Annotated in this window: 15 protein-coding genes; 8 read left to right on the top strand and 7 right to left on the bottom strand. The window is 71.9% G+C overall.

From position 1 onward, the window contains the following. Positions 1-559 precede the first annotated feature (559 nt). The gene (locus K4S16_RS31540; RefSeq protein ID WP_149262723.1) at positions 560-1,543 is read right to left on the bottom strand and encodes a helix-turn-helix domain-containing protein; all 984 of its coding nucleotides are present in this window, start codon (positions 1,541-1,543) and stop codon (positions 560-562) included. A gap of 112 nt (positions 1,544-1,655) precedes the next feature. Here K4S16_RS31540 and K4S16_RS31535 point away from each other — a divergent pair, with 112 nt between their 5' ends. Both K4S16_RS31535 and K4S16_RS31530 read left to right on the top strand, forming a co-directional pair. Further along, positions 1,656-2,135 carry a rhodanese-like domain-containing protein gene (locus K4S16_RS31535; RefSeq protein WP_149262722.1) on the top strand — a complete coding sequence of 160 codons (480 nt, stop codon included), beginning with the start codon at positions 1,656-1,658 and terminating at the stop codon, positions 2,133-2,135. 200 nt (positions 2,136-2,335) lie between these two features. Next, positions 2,336-3,790, top strand: coding sequence for a DEAD/DEAH box helicase (locus tag K4S16_RS31530; RefSeq protein WP_149262721.1), 1,455 nt, complete (start codon positions 2,336-2,338; stop codon positions 3,788-3,790). Positions 3,791-3,865: 75 nt separating this feature from the next. Here the strand turns inward: K4S16_RS31530 and K4S16_RS31525 are convergent, their stop codons facing one another. After that, the gene (locus K4S16_RS31525) at positions 3,866-4,675 is read right to left on the bottom strand and encodes an acyltransferase (RefSeq protein WP_149262720.1); all 810 of its coding nucleotides are present in this window, start codon (positions 4,673-4,675) and stop codon (positions 3,866-3,868) included. Positions 4,676-4,764: 89 nt separating this feature from the next. Next, on the bottom strand, positions 4,765-5,238 hold the full coding sequence (locus K4S16_RS31520; RefSeq protein ID WP_149262719.1) for a hypothetical protein: 474 nt from the start codon (positions 5,236-5,238) through the stop codon (positions 4,765-4,767). A gap of 171 nt (positions 5,239-5,409) precedes the next feature. Between K4S16_RS31520 and K4S16_RS31515 the strand changes: the two genes are divergently transcribed. Next, on the top strand, positions 5,410-5,934 hold the full coding sequence (locus tag K4S16_RS31515) for a peptidylprolyl isomerase (RefSeq protein WP_149262718.1): 525 nt from the start codon (positions 5,410-5,412) through the stop codon (positions 5,932-5,934). Between the two features lie 66 nt (positions 5,935-6,000). Further along, positions 6,001-6,897 (top strand): rhomboid family intramembrane serine protease, encoded by an 897-nt coding sequence (locus K4S16_RS31510; protein WP_149262717.1) that lies wholly within the window; start codon positions 6,001-6,003, stop codon positions 6,895-6,897. A gap of 142 nt (positions 6,898-7,039) precedes the next feature. Here the strand turns inward: K4S16_RS31510 and K4S16_RS31505 are convergent, their stop codons facing one another. Further along, entirely contained in the window at positions 7,040-7,297 is a 258-nt protein-coding gene (locus K4S16_RS31505; protein ID WP_149262716.1) for a cell division protein CrgA, read from the bottom strand. Positions 7,298-7,378: 81 nt separating this feature from the next. Between K4S16_RS31505 and K4S16_RS31500 the strand changes: the two genes are divergently transcribed. From K4S16_RS31500 to K4S16_RS31485, 4 genes are read left to right on the top strand one after another with little or no spacing between them, the layout of a single operon-like run. Then, complete coding sequence (locus tag K4S16_RS31500) at positions 7,379-8,134, top strand: DUF881 domain-containing protein (RefSeq protein WP_149262715.1); 756 nt, start codon at positions 7,379-7,381, stop codon at positions 8,132-8,134. 23 nt (positions 8,135-8,157) lie between these two features. Further along, positions 8,158-8,802: a class E sortase gene (locus K4S16_RS31495; RefSeq protein WP_235037191.1), complete on the top strand. Its 645-nt coding sequence runs from the start codon at positions 8,158-8,160 to the stop codon at positions 8,800-8,802. Positions 8,803-8,810: 8 nt separating this feature from the next. After that, entirely contained in the window at positions 8,811-8,999 is a 189-nt protein-coding gene (locus K4S16_RS31490) for a hypothetical protein (protein ID WP_149262714.1), read from the top strand. 6 nt (positions 9,000-9,005) lie between these two features. After that, a complete protein-coding gene (locus K4S16_RS31485) occupies positions 9,006-9,608 on the top strand; it encodes an aminodeoxychorismate/anthranilate synthase component II (protein ID WP_149262713.1) in 603 nt (200 codons plus the stop codon). A 222-nt stretch (positions 9,609-9,830) separates the two neighbouring features. Here K4S16_RS31485 and pknB read toward each other — a convergent pair whose 3' ends face one another. Genes pknB through K4S16_RS31470 form a run of 3 tightly spaced genes read right to left on the bottom strand, consistent with a single transcriptional unit; the run spans position 9,831 to position 14,588 of the window. Further along, positions 9,831-11,648, bottom strand: a complete 1,818-nt coding sequence (pknB, locus tag K4S16_RS31480) for a Stk1 family PASTA domain-containing Ser/Thr kinase (RefSeq protein ID WP_149262712.1) — start codon at positions 11,646-11,648, stop codon at positions 9,831-9,833. 22 nt (positions 11,649-11,670) lie between these two features. Further along, complete coding sequence (locus K4S16_RS31475; protein ID WP_149262711.1) at positions 11,671-13,116, bottom strand: serine/threonine-protein kinase; 1,446 nt, start codon at positions 13,114-13,116, stop codon at positions 11,671-11,673. Next, positions 13,113-14,588 (bottom strand): penicillin-binding protein 2, encoded by a 1,476-nt coding sequence (locus tag K4S16_RS31470; RefSeq protein WP_235037190.1) that lies wholly within the window; start codon positions 14,586-14,588, stop codon positions 13,113-13,115. The genes K4S16_RS31475 and K4S16_RS31470 overlap by 4 nt, the downstream gene beginning before the upstream one ends. Between the last annotated feature and the right edge of the window lie 6 nt (positions 14,589-14,594).

Here is a 14,594-nt window from a genome sequence, read left to right as displayed (position 1 = left end):
TGGCGGGATGAACAAACGTGGCGGAGTGGATTTGGTCTCTCACGATCAGTAAGAGGCCGCTTCCGTTGACTGCCGGGGCAGATTAACAAAGGCCCGGGCCACCGATCAACGATTGATCTGGAACTTTGTGCCAAGGGCCGGCTTTCCCGGCGCGGGGCCCGAAGTTTCGGTCCCGTCCGAAATGATCTTGCGGGCGTCCGCCCGGATCGGCCCCCCGTCCGCCCTGGACGCCTCCGGGGCCCGCTGACCTCGCCGCCCCGTCGGCGGCCCGCCCGTGCCCGACCGTCGTGGTCGCGGCGCAACCAGCTCCTGACATCGGTGACTTCTGCTGGTCAGGGAACTCCGGGGGCACTCCCCGGTTGATGGCCGTAACCGGACGGTTATCTTGGCCGAAGCCCCGCGGGGCCCCGCCTCCCGCCTCCCTCGCCCCTCGGCGGCCTTGCTCAGATCGACCGCCAGGCTCCGCTCCCGCACAGCGCCTGAGGCGCTCGGGCGGCCGGCCGCCGGCCCGGACGTCGGATCCTCTGGGCCGGGCCGTCCGGGGCGCGCCCGCCGGCGGTCAGGTGCCCGCGGTTGCCCGGAACGTGCGCCGGTAGGCGGACGGCGAGGTCCGCATCGTCCGGGCGAAGTGGTGCCGGAACGTGGCCGGGCTCTCGAAGCCGACCGCCGCGCCGACCTCCTCGATCGGCGCGCCGCCCTCCTCCAGCAGCGGCAGCGCCGCCAGGACCCGCTGGCCGACCACCCAGCGCAGCGGGCTCGTCCCCGTCCGCAGCTGGAAGCGCCGCAGGAACGTGCGTGGCGCCAGGCACGCCTCGCGTGCCATCCGGGACACGGTGATCGGCTCGGCGAGATGGTCGAGCGCCCACGCCATGGCCCGCGCGACCGGGTCGTCCTCCTCCGGCGGAAGCACCGCCGCCTCCACGAACTGCGCCTGCCCGCCGTCCCGGTGCGGCGGGACGACCAGCCGCCGCGCCACCGCGTTGGCGACCCGGGCGCCGTGGTCCTTGCGGACGAGGTGCAGGCACATGTCGAGCCCCGCCGCGCTGCCCGCCCCGGTGAGCACGTCGTCGCCGTCCACGTAGAGGACGTCGGGCGTCACCTGGACGAGCGGGTAGCGGCGGCGCAGCAGGTCGGCATACCGCCAGTGCGTCGTGGCCGCCCGTCCGTCCAGGAGCCCCGCGGCGGCCAGGGCGAAGGCGCCGGAGCAGATGGACACCACGCGGGCGCCCCGCGCGTGCGCCTCGCGGAGCGCCGCGACGACCTCGGGCGGCGGGTCCGCGCGGACGTCGGGGACGGCGACGACGAGCACCGTGTCCGCCGACGCGAACGCGTCCAGCCCGTGCTCGGCCGTCATCGTGAAACCGCCCACCGCCCGCATCGGTCCGCGTTCCAGCGAGCAGACCCGCAGGTCGTACCAGGGGACGTCCAGCTCGGGCCGGGGCAGCCCGAACACCTCGACGACCGTGCCGAGCTCGAACGGCGCCATGCCGTCGAACACCAGCACCGACACAGTGTGCCGGCGGGAGGGGGAAGCGAGACGCATGGCGAAATCTTAGCGATAGGCGGCATTCACGCCACTTCCGGACGGGCGGCCGCGAACCCGAGGATCGAGATGGCCACGAGAGAGAGTTCTCACGTTCCTAAGGAGCTCGCAGATGAACACAGCCACCCCGGCGCCCGCGGCGACGCAGGCGCCCGCCGCCACCGCCGACGAGGCGCTCCGGCACTTCGCCGCCCGCCTGGCGTTCGAGACGGACGTGTCGGACGTGGCCGCCCAACTCGCCGAAGGGACGCCCGGCCTCGTGGTCGTCGACACCCGCAGCGCCGAGAGCTGGGCGCAGGGCCACGTCCAGGGCGCCGTCCACCTGCCCACCGCAGAGATCGCCGATCGCGCAGCCGCGCTCGTCCCGGAGGGCGCGACCGTGGTGGTCTACTGCTGGGGGCCGGGCTGCAACGGCGCCCAGAAGGCGGCGCTGGAGTTCGCGAAGCTCGGCCGCCCGGTGAAGGAGATGCTCGGCGGATTCGAGTACTGGGCGCGGGAGGGCTGCCCGGTGGAGACCGGTGGCGGCGCCGTCACCCGGCGTTCCCCGGACCCGCTCACGGCCCCCGTCGACGGCGTTTCGTGTGCATGCTGAGTATGAAGTGACGAATGTTCCTTCCGGGATGGGGCATAAGGTCGTTCCCCGACGACGTTAGACTCTAGGAATCAATCTTCGGCGCCGCCGCTGGCGCCAGGCTCGTCCTTGCAGGCCACGCCCACTGAGGTGCCTCCCGAGACGTGCCCCCTCTCGGAAGGTAATGCGTGACCACAGCTGCTGCTGCACAGAACCCGACCATGCCCGCCATCGCGGACGAGGAGACGGTTCCCACCTTCGCCGAGCTCGGCCTCCCGCCGGTGCTGGTGAGCGCTCTGGCCCGCCAGGGCATCGAAGCCCCGTTCCCGATCCAGGCCGCCGCGATCCCCGATGTCATGTCGGGCCGCGACGTCCTCGGGCGCGGCAAGACCGGGTCCGGCAAGACCCTGGCGTTCGGGCTCCCGCTGCTCGCCCGCCTCTCCGGCCGCAAGGCCGCCCCCAAGCGCCCCCTCGCGCTGATCCTCGTCCCGACCCGCGAGCTGGCCCAGCAGGTCCAGACGAACCTGGAGCCGCTCGGCCGCGGGCTCGGCCTGCGCTTCAAGACCGTCATCGGCCAGACCTCGATGTTCAAGCAGATCGACGCGCTGCGCCGCGGCGTCGAGGTGCTCGTGGCCACCCCGGGCCGGCTCAAGGACCTGATGCGGCAGGGCGCCTGCGACCTGTCCGACGTCGAGATCGCCGTGCTCGACGAGGCCGACCACATGGCCGACATGGGCTTCCTGCCCGACGTCACCGACATCCTGGACGCCGCCCAGCCCGGCGGGCAGCGGCTGCTGTTCTCCGCCACCCTCGACAAGGACGTCGACGTCCTGGTCAGGCGGTACCTGAACGAGCCGGTCACGCACGCGATCGGCCCGGTGGACGAGTCCGTCGACACCATGGACCACCACCTGCTGCTCGTGGCGCCCAAGGAGAAGGGCGCCATCACCGCCGAGATCGCCAACCGCGAGGGCCGGACGATCCTGTTCGCCCGCACCAAGCACGGCGTCGACCGGCTCGCCAAGCAGCTCACCCAGGCCGGCGTCCGCGCGGCGGGCCTGCACGGCGGCAAGAGCCAGGGCCTGCGCACCCGCACCCTCGCCGAGTTCCGCGAGGGCTCCATCAGCGTGCTGGTCGCCACCGACGTCGCCGCCCGCGGCATCCACGTCGACGACGTGACGCTCGTCATGCACGTCGACCCGCCCGCCGACCACAAGGACTACATGCACCGCGCCGGGCGCACCGCCCGCGCCGGCGAGCGCGGCACCGTCGTCACGCTCGTCCTGCCGCACCAGGTGCGCTCCACGTCCGCGATGACGCGCCGCGCCGGCATCAACGCCCCCCGGACCCGGGTGACCACCGGCGACGCCGAGCTGGTCAAGCTGACCGGGGCCCGGCAGCCGTCCGGCATCCCGATCGAGGAGCCGCTCATCCCCGAGCGCCCCGCGCGCCGCGAGGGCGGCCGGGGCCGGCCGGGCGCGCGCCGGGGCCGCGGCCCCCGCACGTTCGACCGCGAGGGCGGCAACCGCCGCCGCGACGGCGAGGGCGGGCGAGGCGAGCACCGCTCCTTCTCCTCCGGCGAGCGCCGCGGCGGTCCCCGGACCGGCGGCGGCTCCCACGGCAACCGCCGCGGCGCCTCCTTCGGGGGCGACCGCCGGACCGCCCGCACCAGCTGACCGACCACGGAAGAGCCCCGCACGCGAGTGCGGGGCTCTTTCGCATGTCCTGTCCGCCCGGCGGGGGCGGAACGGTCAGCCGGCCTCCTCGCTCAGGACGTCGCCGTCCCGGGCGGCGGACTCGGCCCGCAGACGGTCCTGGAGGATCTGGAGGCCTTCCAGGCCGTTGACCGAGAGGGCCGCGAGCTCGTCCAGCGACATGAGGGAGTCGGTGCGCAGGGGCGGCTGCCAGCCGTTCTCCTTGTCGTGGCTGCGCAGGATCTTGGCGGGCACGCCGCCGATGACCGAGTGGTCGGGGAACTCGCCGCGGACGACGGCGCCCCCGGCGACCGCGACGTTGCGGCCGAGGCGGGTGCCGGGCAGGATGATCGCCCCGGTGCCGATCCAGCAGCCGTCCCCGATCACGACCGGGTTGTTCTCCGGCCACTGCCGCCCGATCGGGGTGTGCAGGTCGCCGTAGGTGTGGTTCTGGTCGGTGATGTAGACGTTCGGGCCGGTGAAGACGTCGTCGCCGATGTCGATGGACTGGTGGCCGACGATGTGGGTGCCGCGGCCGAGCGAGCAGCTCGCGCCGATCCGGACGATGACGTCCGGGCCGAGGTCGAGGCCGGGCACGAAGCCGGCGGAGATGGTGACGTGCGTGCCGACCAGCGTGTGGTCGCCGATCGAGATCCAGGGCTCGCCGTAGATGCTGCCGGTCGGGAAGCCGATGCAGGCGCCCTCGCCCAGGTAGGCGAACTGGCGGCGGCCCGGCGTGTGCGGGGTGATCTCCCCGTGCCGCTGGATCCATTCCCAGGCGCGGTGCACTGCCGTGTGCACGCCCTGGCGGGCCCGCTGCCTCGCGCGGTCCGCCAGTACCTGCCGCAGGGGGCGTTTCGGCGACATGGCGTTCACCGTACCGGGTGGTAGCCATCGGAGGCCGCACGGGGACGGAGGAGGGCCCGGCCGTGCGGCCGGGCCCTCCTCCTGCGTGCTCAGTGCGGCGAATGCACCTGGCCGTCGACGTCGGCGCCGCTGACCGTCATGGAGTCGGCCGAGGTGGCGCTGTGCGCCTGCTCGCCCGACCCCTTGGCCATGTCGCGGATGGCGCCGCGCCGCGTCGCCACCGCGCCGGCAACGCCGACGGCGGCGACCACGCCCATCATCGCCATGAGGGCGCCGCGACCGGGCTTGGTCCGCTTCGGCGGCTCCACCCGTCCGGCGACGTCACTCAGGAACGTGCTCACCCGCGGGGCGAGCCCGGTCTCCACATACCGGGCCGCCTGCCGGAGCCTCGGTGCGCTCCATCCGCGGACGACCAACACGCGCTCGTTCGCGATGGGGCCGATCCGCTCGGCCGCGACGGAGGCGCCCTGGCGCCACCTGTCGGCGCCCTGGCGGGCCACCTCCTGGACGCGGCCGAGCCGGTTCACGACCTCGTCCTGCGGCTTCCGGCGGATACTGATCATTAGGGACACGCTAACCTCCCTGTTTGCGAGGTCCTGTCAGGCAGCCTTCCCTGCGACCGAAAGGTAAACACGGCGAGCGTGACGAACTTTTCACGCAGGGTGACGATTTCCGGCATGGCCGAGACCCCGCATCAGACGTCACAGAACCCATCTCACGAGGAGGCGGCCAGCGTGGCCAACGAGATCTTCGCGACGCTCAACACGTCGCTCGGCAAGATCGTGATCCAGCTGTACCCGGAGCACGCGCCCGAGACGGTGGCGAACTTCGTCGAGCTGGCGGAGGGCACCCGCACCTGGACCGACCCGAACACCGGGCAGAAGACGGACCGGCCGCTCTACAACGGGACGATCTTCCACCGGGTCATCGACCAGTTCATGCTCCAGGGCGGCGACCCGCTCGGCACCGGCACCGGCGGCCCGGGCTACCAGTTCAAGGACGAGTTCCACCCGGACCTGAAGTTCAACCGCCCGTACCTGCTGGCGATGGCGAACGCCGGGCCCGGCACCAACGGCTCCCAGTTCTTCATCACGCTGAGCGTCGCGCACACCCAGCACCTGACCGGCCGGCACACCATCTTCGGCAAGGTCATCGAGGGGACGGACGTCGTCGACCGGATCGGCAAGGTCCCGACCGGCCGGATGGACCGTCCGAAGGAGGACGTCGTCATCGAATCGGTGACGATCGAGCGCCGTTAGTCGTTGGTCCAGGTGAGACCCCGTGACGGGTAAGAGCCGAACCGTACCGGCCCCACGGAGCCGCTGATGAGCACAGACCAGAGTCCCGCCCCCGAGACCTCGGTGCCGACCTGCTACCGGCATCCGGGGCGCGAGACGTATGTCCGCTGCACCCGGTGCGACCGCTTCATCTGTCCCGACTGCATGCGGGACGCGGCGGTCGGGCACCAGTGCGTGGAGTGCGTCGCCGAGGGCAACCGGGGGGTCCGCAAGGCGGTTCCCCGGACGGTGCTCGGCGCGCGGGGCTCGGCGTCCGCCGTGCCGGTCGTCACCTACACGCTGATCGGCCTGTGCGTCGCGGCTTACCTCGCCGAGCTGGCGTCCTGGCGCGTGGTCTGGGAGTTCATGATGCTCGGCCAGGCCGTCCTGCCGGACGGCCGGGTCGGCGGGGTCGCCGAGGGCGAGTGGTACCGGCTGTTCACCACGATGTTCCTGCACCAGCGCGGCGGATCGTTCGGCATCACCCACATCCTGTTCAACATGTGGGCGCTGTGGGCCGTCGGTCCCGCGCTGGAGCAGGTGCTCGGACGGTGGCGCTACCTCGCCCTGTACCTGCTGTCGGGGCTCGGCGGTTCGGTGCTGCTGTACCTGGTCGGCTCCCCGCACGACTCGGCGGTCGGCGCGTCCGGGGCCATCTTCGGCCTCTTCGGGGCGTACTTCGTGATCGGCCGCAGGCTCGGCGGGCCGGTCGGCCCCATCGTGGTGCTGCTGGTGATCAACCTGGTGATCACGTTCTCGGTGCCGGGGATCTCCTGGCAGGGCCACGTCGGCGGCCTCGCGGTGGGGGCGGCGCTGGCCGCGGCCTACGCCTACACGCCGGACGCGCGGCGCAGGCTGGTCCACCTCGCGGCGCCGCTGGTCGTGCTGGCGCTGCTCGCGGCGCTCGTGATCCTCAGAACGGCCGAGCTGAGCCCCGCGGTGTAGCCGCGGGCGCGGACGCCGCGCACGCGCACGGCCACCAGGCCCGCGCGCGGCGGCGTCCGCGCTCCGGCGCCTGTGGACACTCCCTGTGGAAAACTTGGGGAAAGGCGCGGTGAGCGACCCTCAACCTGTGGATAACTCGCGATCAGCGCCAGCGGGTCGAAAGGATCACACCGAGGATGATCGCGGTGAAGCCGATCCCCAGGTTCCAGTTGTGCAGGTCGGTCATGTACGGCACGTCCGTACCGGTGCTGGCCGTCACATAGAAGACGGCGATCCAGATCAGACCGAAGAGCCACAGCGCGACCATGGTCGGCACGAGCCAGCGCGGGCTGACCTCGGGCGCCTTGGACTTCTGCGGGGGCGTGTAGACGGCCTTCTTGCGCACTTTGGACTTGGCCACGGTGGGATCGATCTCCTCGGGCGTCCGGCGGCCGGAGCGCCGGGCCGCGCATGGGTGGTTTGTCGGTTAGCGTAGTCGCTGGTGAGCAGCGTACGGCGTCCAGCGTGGGGAAGCATCATCCCAGTTCTCACGCTCCTTGCGGGAACCCTGTTCGCGGCGAGCGCGAGCACGGCCCGCGGTACGAGCCTGCGTGAGCAGGGCCGGACCAGGATCACCGAGCTCATCACCGCGGAGCAGCGCCGGGCCCGGCAGGACCGCGCCGAGTACCGGCGGTTGCGCCGCCAAGTCGACGGTATCTCCCGGGAGGCCGGACGTCACGACGCCAGGGTGAAAAACGCTCAGGCGGAGGCCGACCGGCTGGCCGCCGAGGCCGGGTTCACCCCCGCCGCCGGACGGGCCGTCCGGGTCACGCTCGACGACGCGCCGCTGCCGAAGTCGGGCGACCTGCCCCGCGGCGTCAGCCCGGACGACCTCGTCGTGCACCAGAGCGACGTCCAGTCCGTCGTCAACGCGCTGTGGGCGGGCGGCGCCCGCGCCATGCAGATCATGGACCAGCGGGTGATCTCGACCAGCGCGGTGCGCTGCGTGGGCAATACGCTGATCCTCCAGGGCGTCGTGTACTCCCCGCCGTTCCGGATCACCGCCGTCGGCGACCCGGACCGGCTGCGCGCGGCGCTCGGCGCGTCCCGCGAGATCGCGGTCTACCGCAAGTACGTCCGCGCCTACGGGCTCGGCTACGCGGTGCGGACCGTGGGGCGCGCCACGTTGCCGCCCTACACAGGCAACGTGACCATGAAGCACGCTACGGTTCCGGCGGAACCGCCCAAAGGCGACTGAACCCCCCGGCAGAGGAGGACGCGGTGCGCACGGTGATCCGTGGCATGGGCGAGCTGTGCATCACCGCCGGACTGATCGTCATGCTGTTCGTGACGTACGAGCTGTGGGGCACCGGCCAGTACACCAAGGGCGCGCAGGACCGGCTCGGCGACGAGATGCTGAAGAACTGGCGGGCCACCAAGGTCACCACCGAGAAGGTCGAGCTCGGCAGGGGACTCGCCGTGATCCGCATCCCCAGGTTCGGCGAGCACTACCGCTTCGTGGTGATCGAGGGCGTCGACCGCGCCGACCTGCGCAAGGGTCCCGGCCACTACCCGGGCAGCGCGCTGCCCGGCCAGGTCGGCAACTTCGTGGTCTCCGGGCACCGGACGACCTACTCCGCGCCGTTCAACCGGCTCGGCGAGCTCGACCGCGGCGACGAGATCCTCATCGACACCCGGGACGAGCAGTACGTCTACAAGGTCACCGACCGGCGGATCGTGCGGCCGTCGGCGGTGGAGGTGACCGCGCCCGTCCCGTTCCACCCGAAGCGGCGGCCGACCGAGCGGCTCATCACGCTCACCACCTGCCACCCGAAGTACTCCGCCGCGCAACGAATGATCATCTTCGGCGAGCTGACCGAGGCGCTGCCGCGCGCGGCAGCGGCCCGGCAGGCCGCCGGGACGTAGGAGGCCCCGTGTACGCCTGGATCTGGCGCCGGCTGCCCGGCGCCTGGCAGACCAAGACCGCGACCGCCCTCGGCCTGCTCGTCGCGATCGCCGCCATCCTCTGGTACGTGGTGTTCCCCTGGGTCGAGCCCAAGGTCCAGTTCGACCACGGGGTCGTCCAAGACCCGGTGCCGTCCGGCTCCGCCACCCCGGGCTGACCGGCGATGCGCGTCCTCGTCGTCGACAACCACGACAGCTTCGTCTACAACATCGTCCAGTACCTGCTGGAACTCGGCGCCGAGTGCGTCGTCAAGGACCGGTCGGACGTCGCCGTCCAGGACGCCGAACAGGCCGACGGCGTCCTGCTGAGCCCCGGGCCCGGCCACCCGGCGGACGCCGGGGTGTGCCTCGACCTCGTCCGGGACGCCGAACGCCGCGGCGCCCCGCTGCTCGGCGTCTGCCTCGGCCACCAGGTGATCGCCCACGTGCACGGCGCGACGGTCGCCCGGGCGCCCGAGATCGTCCACGGCTCCACGAGCGAGATCCACCACGACGGCGCCGGCGTCTTCCGCGGCCTGCCGGACCCGTTCGCCGCGACCCGCTACCACTCGCTGGCCGTCGTGCCCGGGACCGTCCCGCCGGACGTCCTGGAGGTGACGGCCCGCACCCGCGACGGCGTCGTCATGGGGCTGCGCCATCGGAGCCGCCCCGTGGAGGGCGTCCAGTTCCATCCCGAGTCGATCCTGTCCACCGCCGGACACCGGCTGCTGCGGAACTGGCTGGCCACCTGCGATGACCTGCGCCTTCACCGGACGGGCCGGGGCTAGGCGGGATCTTCTCCTCCAACTCAGAAAATTTCGGTTGAAATCCGTAACGTCCCATGGGGTCGCGACGAAGACCATAGCGAAGGGCTTCCGCCATTGCCCCCGAGTGGCGGAGGCCCTTCTCTCATGCCCGGGCATGTCCGAACCCGTTCGGGCCCCGCGGCCCGTCCGCGAACGCCGAGGGCCCCGCCTCCTTCCGGAGGCGGGGCCCTCGTTCCTACCTGGTCAGCCCTGGCCGTCCCCGTTGCCCGGGAAGCCGGGGAAGCCCGGCGTCGGCGTGCCCTGCCCGGGCGGCGGCGACTGCTGCTGCTTCTCCGCAACGAAGATCGTCACCGTGTCGCCCGGCGCGACCGTCGCGCCCTCACCCGGCTGCTGGTCGTAGACGAAGCCCGGGGCCACCTGCTTGTCGGGCGGCGGCGCGCCCTTCTGCACCTGGCACTTCAGGCCGAGGCCCTCCAGCTTGCCGCACGCGGCGCGCTGGCTGTTGTTGAACAGGCTCGGCACCTTCAGGCTCGACGGGCCGGTCGACACCGTCAGGGTGACGTTCGATCCCTTCTTCGCCTTCGAGCCGCCGGGCGGGTCGGTCGAGATCGCGTTGCCCCGCGGCACGGTGTCGCTCGACTCGACCCTCTTGTCGACCTCGAACCCGCGGCCCTCCAGTATCTTCTTCGCCGTCGCGTACGGCTTGCCGGTGACGTCCGGGACCTCGATCTCCGTGGGCGGCTTCGGGCCCTTGGAGACCAGCAGAGTCACCGTGGCGCCCTTGGCGGCGTTCGTGCCGGGCTCCGGATCGGAGCTGATCACGTAGCCGCTCTTGACGTCGTCGCTGTAGTCGGTCTTCGGCTGGCCGACCGTGAAGCCGAGCTTGGTGAGCTGGGCCGTCGCGTCGCTCTGCTTGACGTTGACGATGCTCTGCGGGATCGCGACCTGGTCGGCCGCCTTGTCCCCGCCGCTCATCAGCCAGCCGATGAGCGCGGCGCCGCCGATGAACAGCACCGCGAGCCCCACCCACAGCGCGGCCTTCCGTCCGGAGCCGTCGCGTTCGGCGCCGTCGTCGTAGTGGACGGGCGGCAGGCCGTAGCCGTCGTCCTGCGGCCGCCGCACCTGCGTGCGCGCCGGGCCGCCGCCGTACGCGCCCATCATCTGCGTGCCCTGCGGCTGGCCGCTCATCAGCATCGTGGACGCCGCCGTCGACGACACGGGCTGGCCCTGCAGGACGCGCTGGATCTCCTGCCGGAACTCCGTCGCGTTCTGGTAGCGGTGGTCGGCGTCCTTCGCCATCGCCTTCAGCACGATCGCGTCCGCCCACTGCGGGATCTGCGGGTCCACCTGCGACGGCGGGACGGGCTCCTCCCGGACGTGCTGGTAGGCGATCGCGACCGGGGAGTCGCCGGTGAACGGCGGCTTGCCGGTGAGCAGCTCGTACAGCACGCAGCCGGTCGAGTAGATGTCGCTGCGGGCGTCCACCCGCTCGCCGCGCGCCTGCTCGGGCGACAGGTACTGCGCGGTGCCGATCACCTGGGCGGTCTGCGTCATCGTGGACGCCGTGTCGGCCATGGCCCGGGCGATGCCGAAGTCCATGACCTTGACCTCGTGCTGCCGGGTGAGCATCACGTTGGCCGGCTTGATGTCGCGGTGCACGATGCCGCCGCGGTGGCTGTAGTCCAGCGCCCGCAGGATCCCGTCGGTGATCTCCAGGGCCTTGTCCGGCAGCAGCGCGCGGTTCTCCCTCAGCAGGTCGCGCAGCGTGCTCCCGTCCACGTACTCCATCACGATGTACGGGATGGGGGTGTCGCCGATCATGTCCTCGCCGGTGTCGTACACGGCGATGACCGAGGGGTGGTTCAGCGACGCGGCCGACTGGGCCTCGCGCCGGAACCGGGCCTGGAACGTGGGGTCACGGGCCAGGTCGGACCGCAGCGTCTTGACCGCGACGACGCGATCGAGGCGGCGGTCCCGGGCACGGTAGACCTCGGCCATGCCGCCGCGCCCGATGACCGTTTCGAGCTCGTAGCGGCCGCCGAGCAGCCGAGGTTGACTCATATGTGCACTTTCCCTCGTACGTCTACACCTTGTCTCCAGAACCTAGCTTCCCCTCCTGGGTCGGCGGGGGATCCGGGCTCGGAGTTGACGGAGTCGTGGTGCTCCCCGTCGGTGCGGGTGTGGGCTCAGGGGCGGTGGGAGTCGCCCGGGGCGGATTCCTTGATGGCTTATGTGAAAGGGACGCCTTGGGGGTCGCCTGCGTTGACGGACGGATCCTATGCGTCCGGTGCCGCGGCGGAACAGCCGGCATGGGGGTGGTCCTGGCGGTGTGCCGCGGCGGAGTGGCGGGGGCGGTGGACGCCGGGTCGCCGACGCTGCCGTCCCCGACCGGCCGGGTGGCGGTGGGCGCGGGTGGATCCCGCTCGTCCTCGCCCGGCCCGGCGAACGCCAGCCCCTTCCACAGGGAGCCGACGACGATGACGCAGACCAGTACCACGGCGGCCGCGACGGACGCGTACGCCAGTGCCGGGCGCCGTTGCCCGGGCACCGGCCCGCTGGTGAGGTTATCCGCCCTCTCGCCAGCGTCAAATCCCGACAAAGTTGATGATTCTACGACAAGGCGATCGTTGCTGGTGGCGCCGGGGGCTCGCCGAGCGCCGTTCCGGCCCGCGTCCGGCCGGACGCTCCGACGGGCCGCGCCGCCCGCGGCCGTGCTGAGCGACGCGCGGATGCCGAGCGCCCGGGCGGCCACCGTGTCGGCGTCCGGGGGACGGTCCCGCGGCTCCTTCGCCAGCATCTCCATGATCAGCTCGCGGGCCGCCTCGGGCACCCGCGCCGGCAGCTCCGCGGGCGCGTCCCGGACGTGCTTGAGCGCCACCTCCACCGGCGTCCGCCCGTCGAACGGCGGCGCGCCCGTCAGGCACTCGTAGGCGACCACGCCCAGGGAGTACAGGTCCGCCGAGGGGGAGAGCTTCAGGCCCTGCGCCTGCTCCGGCGAGATGTAGTGCGCCGTCCCCATGACCATCCCGGTCTGGGTCTGCGACGCCGCGGCCAGCCGGCGGGCGATCCCGAAGTCGGTGATCTTCAGGGTGCCGTCCGGGGCCACCATCAGGTTGGCCGGCTTGACGTCGCGGTGCACGATCCCCGCCGCGTGCGCGACCGAGAGCGCCCGCGCCGCCTGCACGATCAGGTCGAGCACGGCCTCCAGCGGCAGTCCGCCGTCGCGCGCGAGGATCTCGTCCAGCGGCTCGCCGGGCACCAGCTCCATCACCAGGAACGTCCGGCCGGCCTGCTCGCCGTAGTCGAAAGCCCGCGCGATCCCCGGGTGCCGCAGCTCCGCGGCGAACCGCGCCTCCGACTCGAACCGGCCCCGCGCCCGCACGTCCGAACCGAGCTCCAGGCGCAGCAGCTTCACCGCCACCGGCCGCCCGGACAGCGCGTCGGACGCGCGCCAGACCTCGCCCATCCCGCCGATCGCCAGCCGCTCCAGCAGCCGGTACCGGTCGTTCAGGACGAGGCCCGTACTCACTTCTGCAGCACCTTCGCCATGATCGCCGCCGCGACGGGGCCCGCGTTGGCGGCGCCCGAGCCCGGGGTCTCGACCATCACGGCGAACGCGTAGCGCGGGTTCTCGGTCGGGCTGAACCCGACGAACCAGTTGGCGTTCGGGTTGCCGGGGCCCTGCTCGGCGGTACCGGTCTTGCCGGCGATCCGCTTGCCCGCCAGGTTCTTCGCGGTGCCCTCGGAGACCACCGCGCGCATCATGTCCTCCAGCTGGCCGGCCTGGTCGCCGGACATCGCCTTCCCGAACTCCTTCGGCGAGGCGTTGTAGAGCTCGCTCTGGTCCTTGGCGCGGACCCGCTGCACCACGTACGGGTTCATGATCTTGCCGCCGTTGGCGACCGCGCAGGCGACCATCGCCATCTGCAGCGGGGTGGCCCGCACGTTCTCCTGGCCGATGCCGGAACGGGCCGTGCCGTCCTTGCCGGTCTGGATCGTGTTGCCCTTGGCGTCCTTGATCGAGACCGGGATGTCGCTCTCCGCGGCGTACATGTCGGGCTCCAGCTGCACGTGCTTGCCGAACCCGAAGGACTCGGCGCCGTCGTGCAGCTCCTGGATGCCCATGTCGAGCGCCATCTTCGCGAACGAGGTGTTGCAGGACTCGGCGAACGCGCCGCGCAGCGGGGCGGACCCGGCGCAGCTGCCGCTGTCGTGCGAGTTCGGCAGCGGGCGGCCCGACTCAGGCAGGATCAGCTGCCCGGTGTTCACCGTCGACGAGCTGTTCAGGCCGAGCTTCTGCATCCCGACCGCCGACACCACCGTCTTGAACGACGAGCCGGGCGGGAACGTCTGGCTGAGCGCGTTGTCGACCAGGGGCTTGATGACGCCCTCGCCCTTGTCGAGCTGCTCCAGCCGCTTGCCGCCCTTCTCACCCGTCTGCGGCGCGACCTCGTTCGGGTCGAACGACGGCCACGACGCCGCCACCTTGACCGCGCCCGTCTTCACGTCGATCACCACGGCGCCGCCGCGGCGGCCGTTCGACGTCCCGGCCTTCAGCTGCTCGTAGGCGGTGCGCTGCGCCTGCGGGTCGATGGTCAGCTCGACGTTCGCGCCCTCGGCCTTCTTGCCGATGAACGTGTCGAACCAGCGCTGCTGCGTGATCCGCTTGTCCTTGCCGCCGAGCAGCGAGTTGTAGGCCCGCTCGACCTGCGTGGCGTTGCCGTTGAAGTAGCCGGTGATCGGCGCGAAGATCGGCCCGTCCTTGTAGGTCCGGCCGTACTTCGGGTTGTCCTTGCCGGTCTCCTTCGAGACCACCAGCACCTCGCCGCCCGCCGAGATCTGGCCGCGCGGCGAGTTGAACACGTCCGCGTACTGGCGGCTGTTGCGCGCGTCGGTGCGCAGGTCCTCGGCCTGGCTGCCCTGGACGTAGTTGACCTGGGCCATCAGGCCGAAGAACAGCAGCAATGCGAAGATCGCCACCCGCCGAACCGGCTTGTCCATGTTCAT

Origin of the sequence: Actinomadura sp. K4S16 (assembly GCF_008327685.1) — a bacterium.
Classification (GTDB): domain Bacteria; phylum Actinomycetota; class Actinomycetes; order Streptosporangiales; family Streptosporangiaceae; genus Spirillospora.
The sequence above is the reverse complement of the archived record's forward strand: the minus strand, read 5'-3'. Positions and strand labels throughout refer to the sequence as shown.

Coding starts and splice junctions, on each gene's coding strand:
- K4S16_RS31540 (WP_149262723.1), bottom strand. CDS start 1,543: ATGCGTCTCGCTTCCCCCTCCCGCCGGCACACTGTGTCGGTGCTGGTG.
- K4S16_RS31535 (WP_149262722.1), top strand. CDS start 1,656: ATGAACACAGCCACCCCGGCGCCCGCGGCGACGCAGGCGCCCGCCGCC.
- K4S16_RS31530 (WP_149262721.1), top strand. CDS start 2,336: ATGCCCGCCATCGCGGACGAGGAGACGGTTCCCACCTTCGCCGAGCTC.
- K4S16_RS31525 (WP_149262720.1), bottom strand. CDS start 4,675: ATGTCGCCGAAACGCCCCCTGCGGCAGGTACTGGCGGACCGCGCGAGG.
- K4S16_RS31520 (WP_149262719.1), bottom strand. CDS start 5,238: ATGATCAGTATCCGCCGGAAGCCGCAGGACGAGGTCGTGAACCGGCTC.
- K4S16_RS31510 (WP_149262717.1), top strand. CDS start 6,001: ATGAGCACAGACCAGAGTCCCGCCCCCGAGACCTCGGTGCCGACCTGC.
- K4S16_RS31485 (WP_149262713.1), top strand. CDS start 9,006: ATGCGCGTCCTCGTCGTCGACAACCACGACAGCTTCGTCTACAACATC.
- pknB (WP_149262712.1), bottom strand. CDS start 11,648: ATGAGTCAACCTCGGCTGCTCGGCGGCCGCTACGAGCTCGAAACGGTC.
- K4S16_RS31470 (WP_235037190.1), bottom strand. CDS start 14,588: ATGGACAAGCCGGTTCGGCGGGTGGCGATCTTCGCATTGCTGCTGTTC.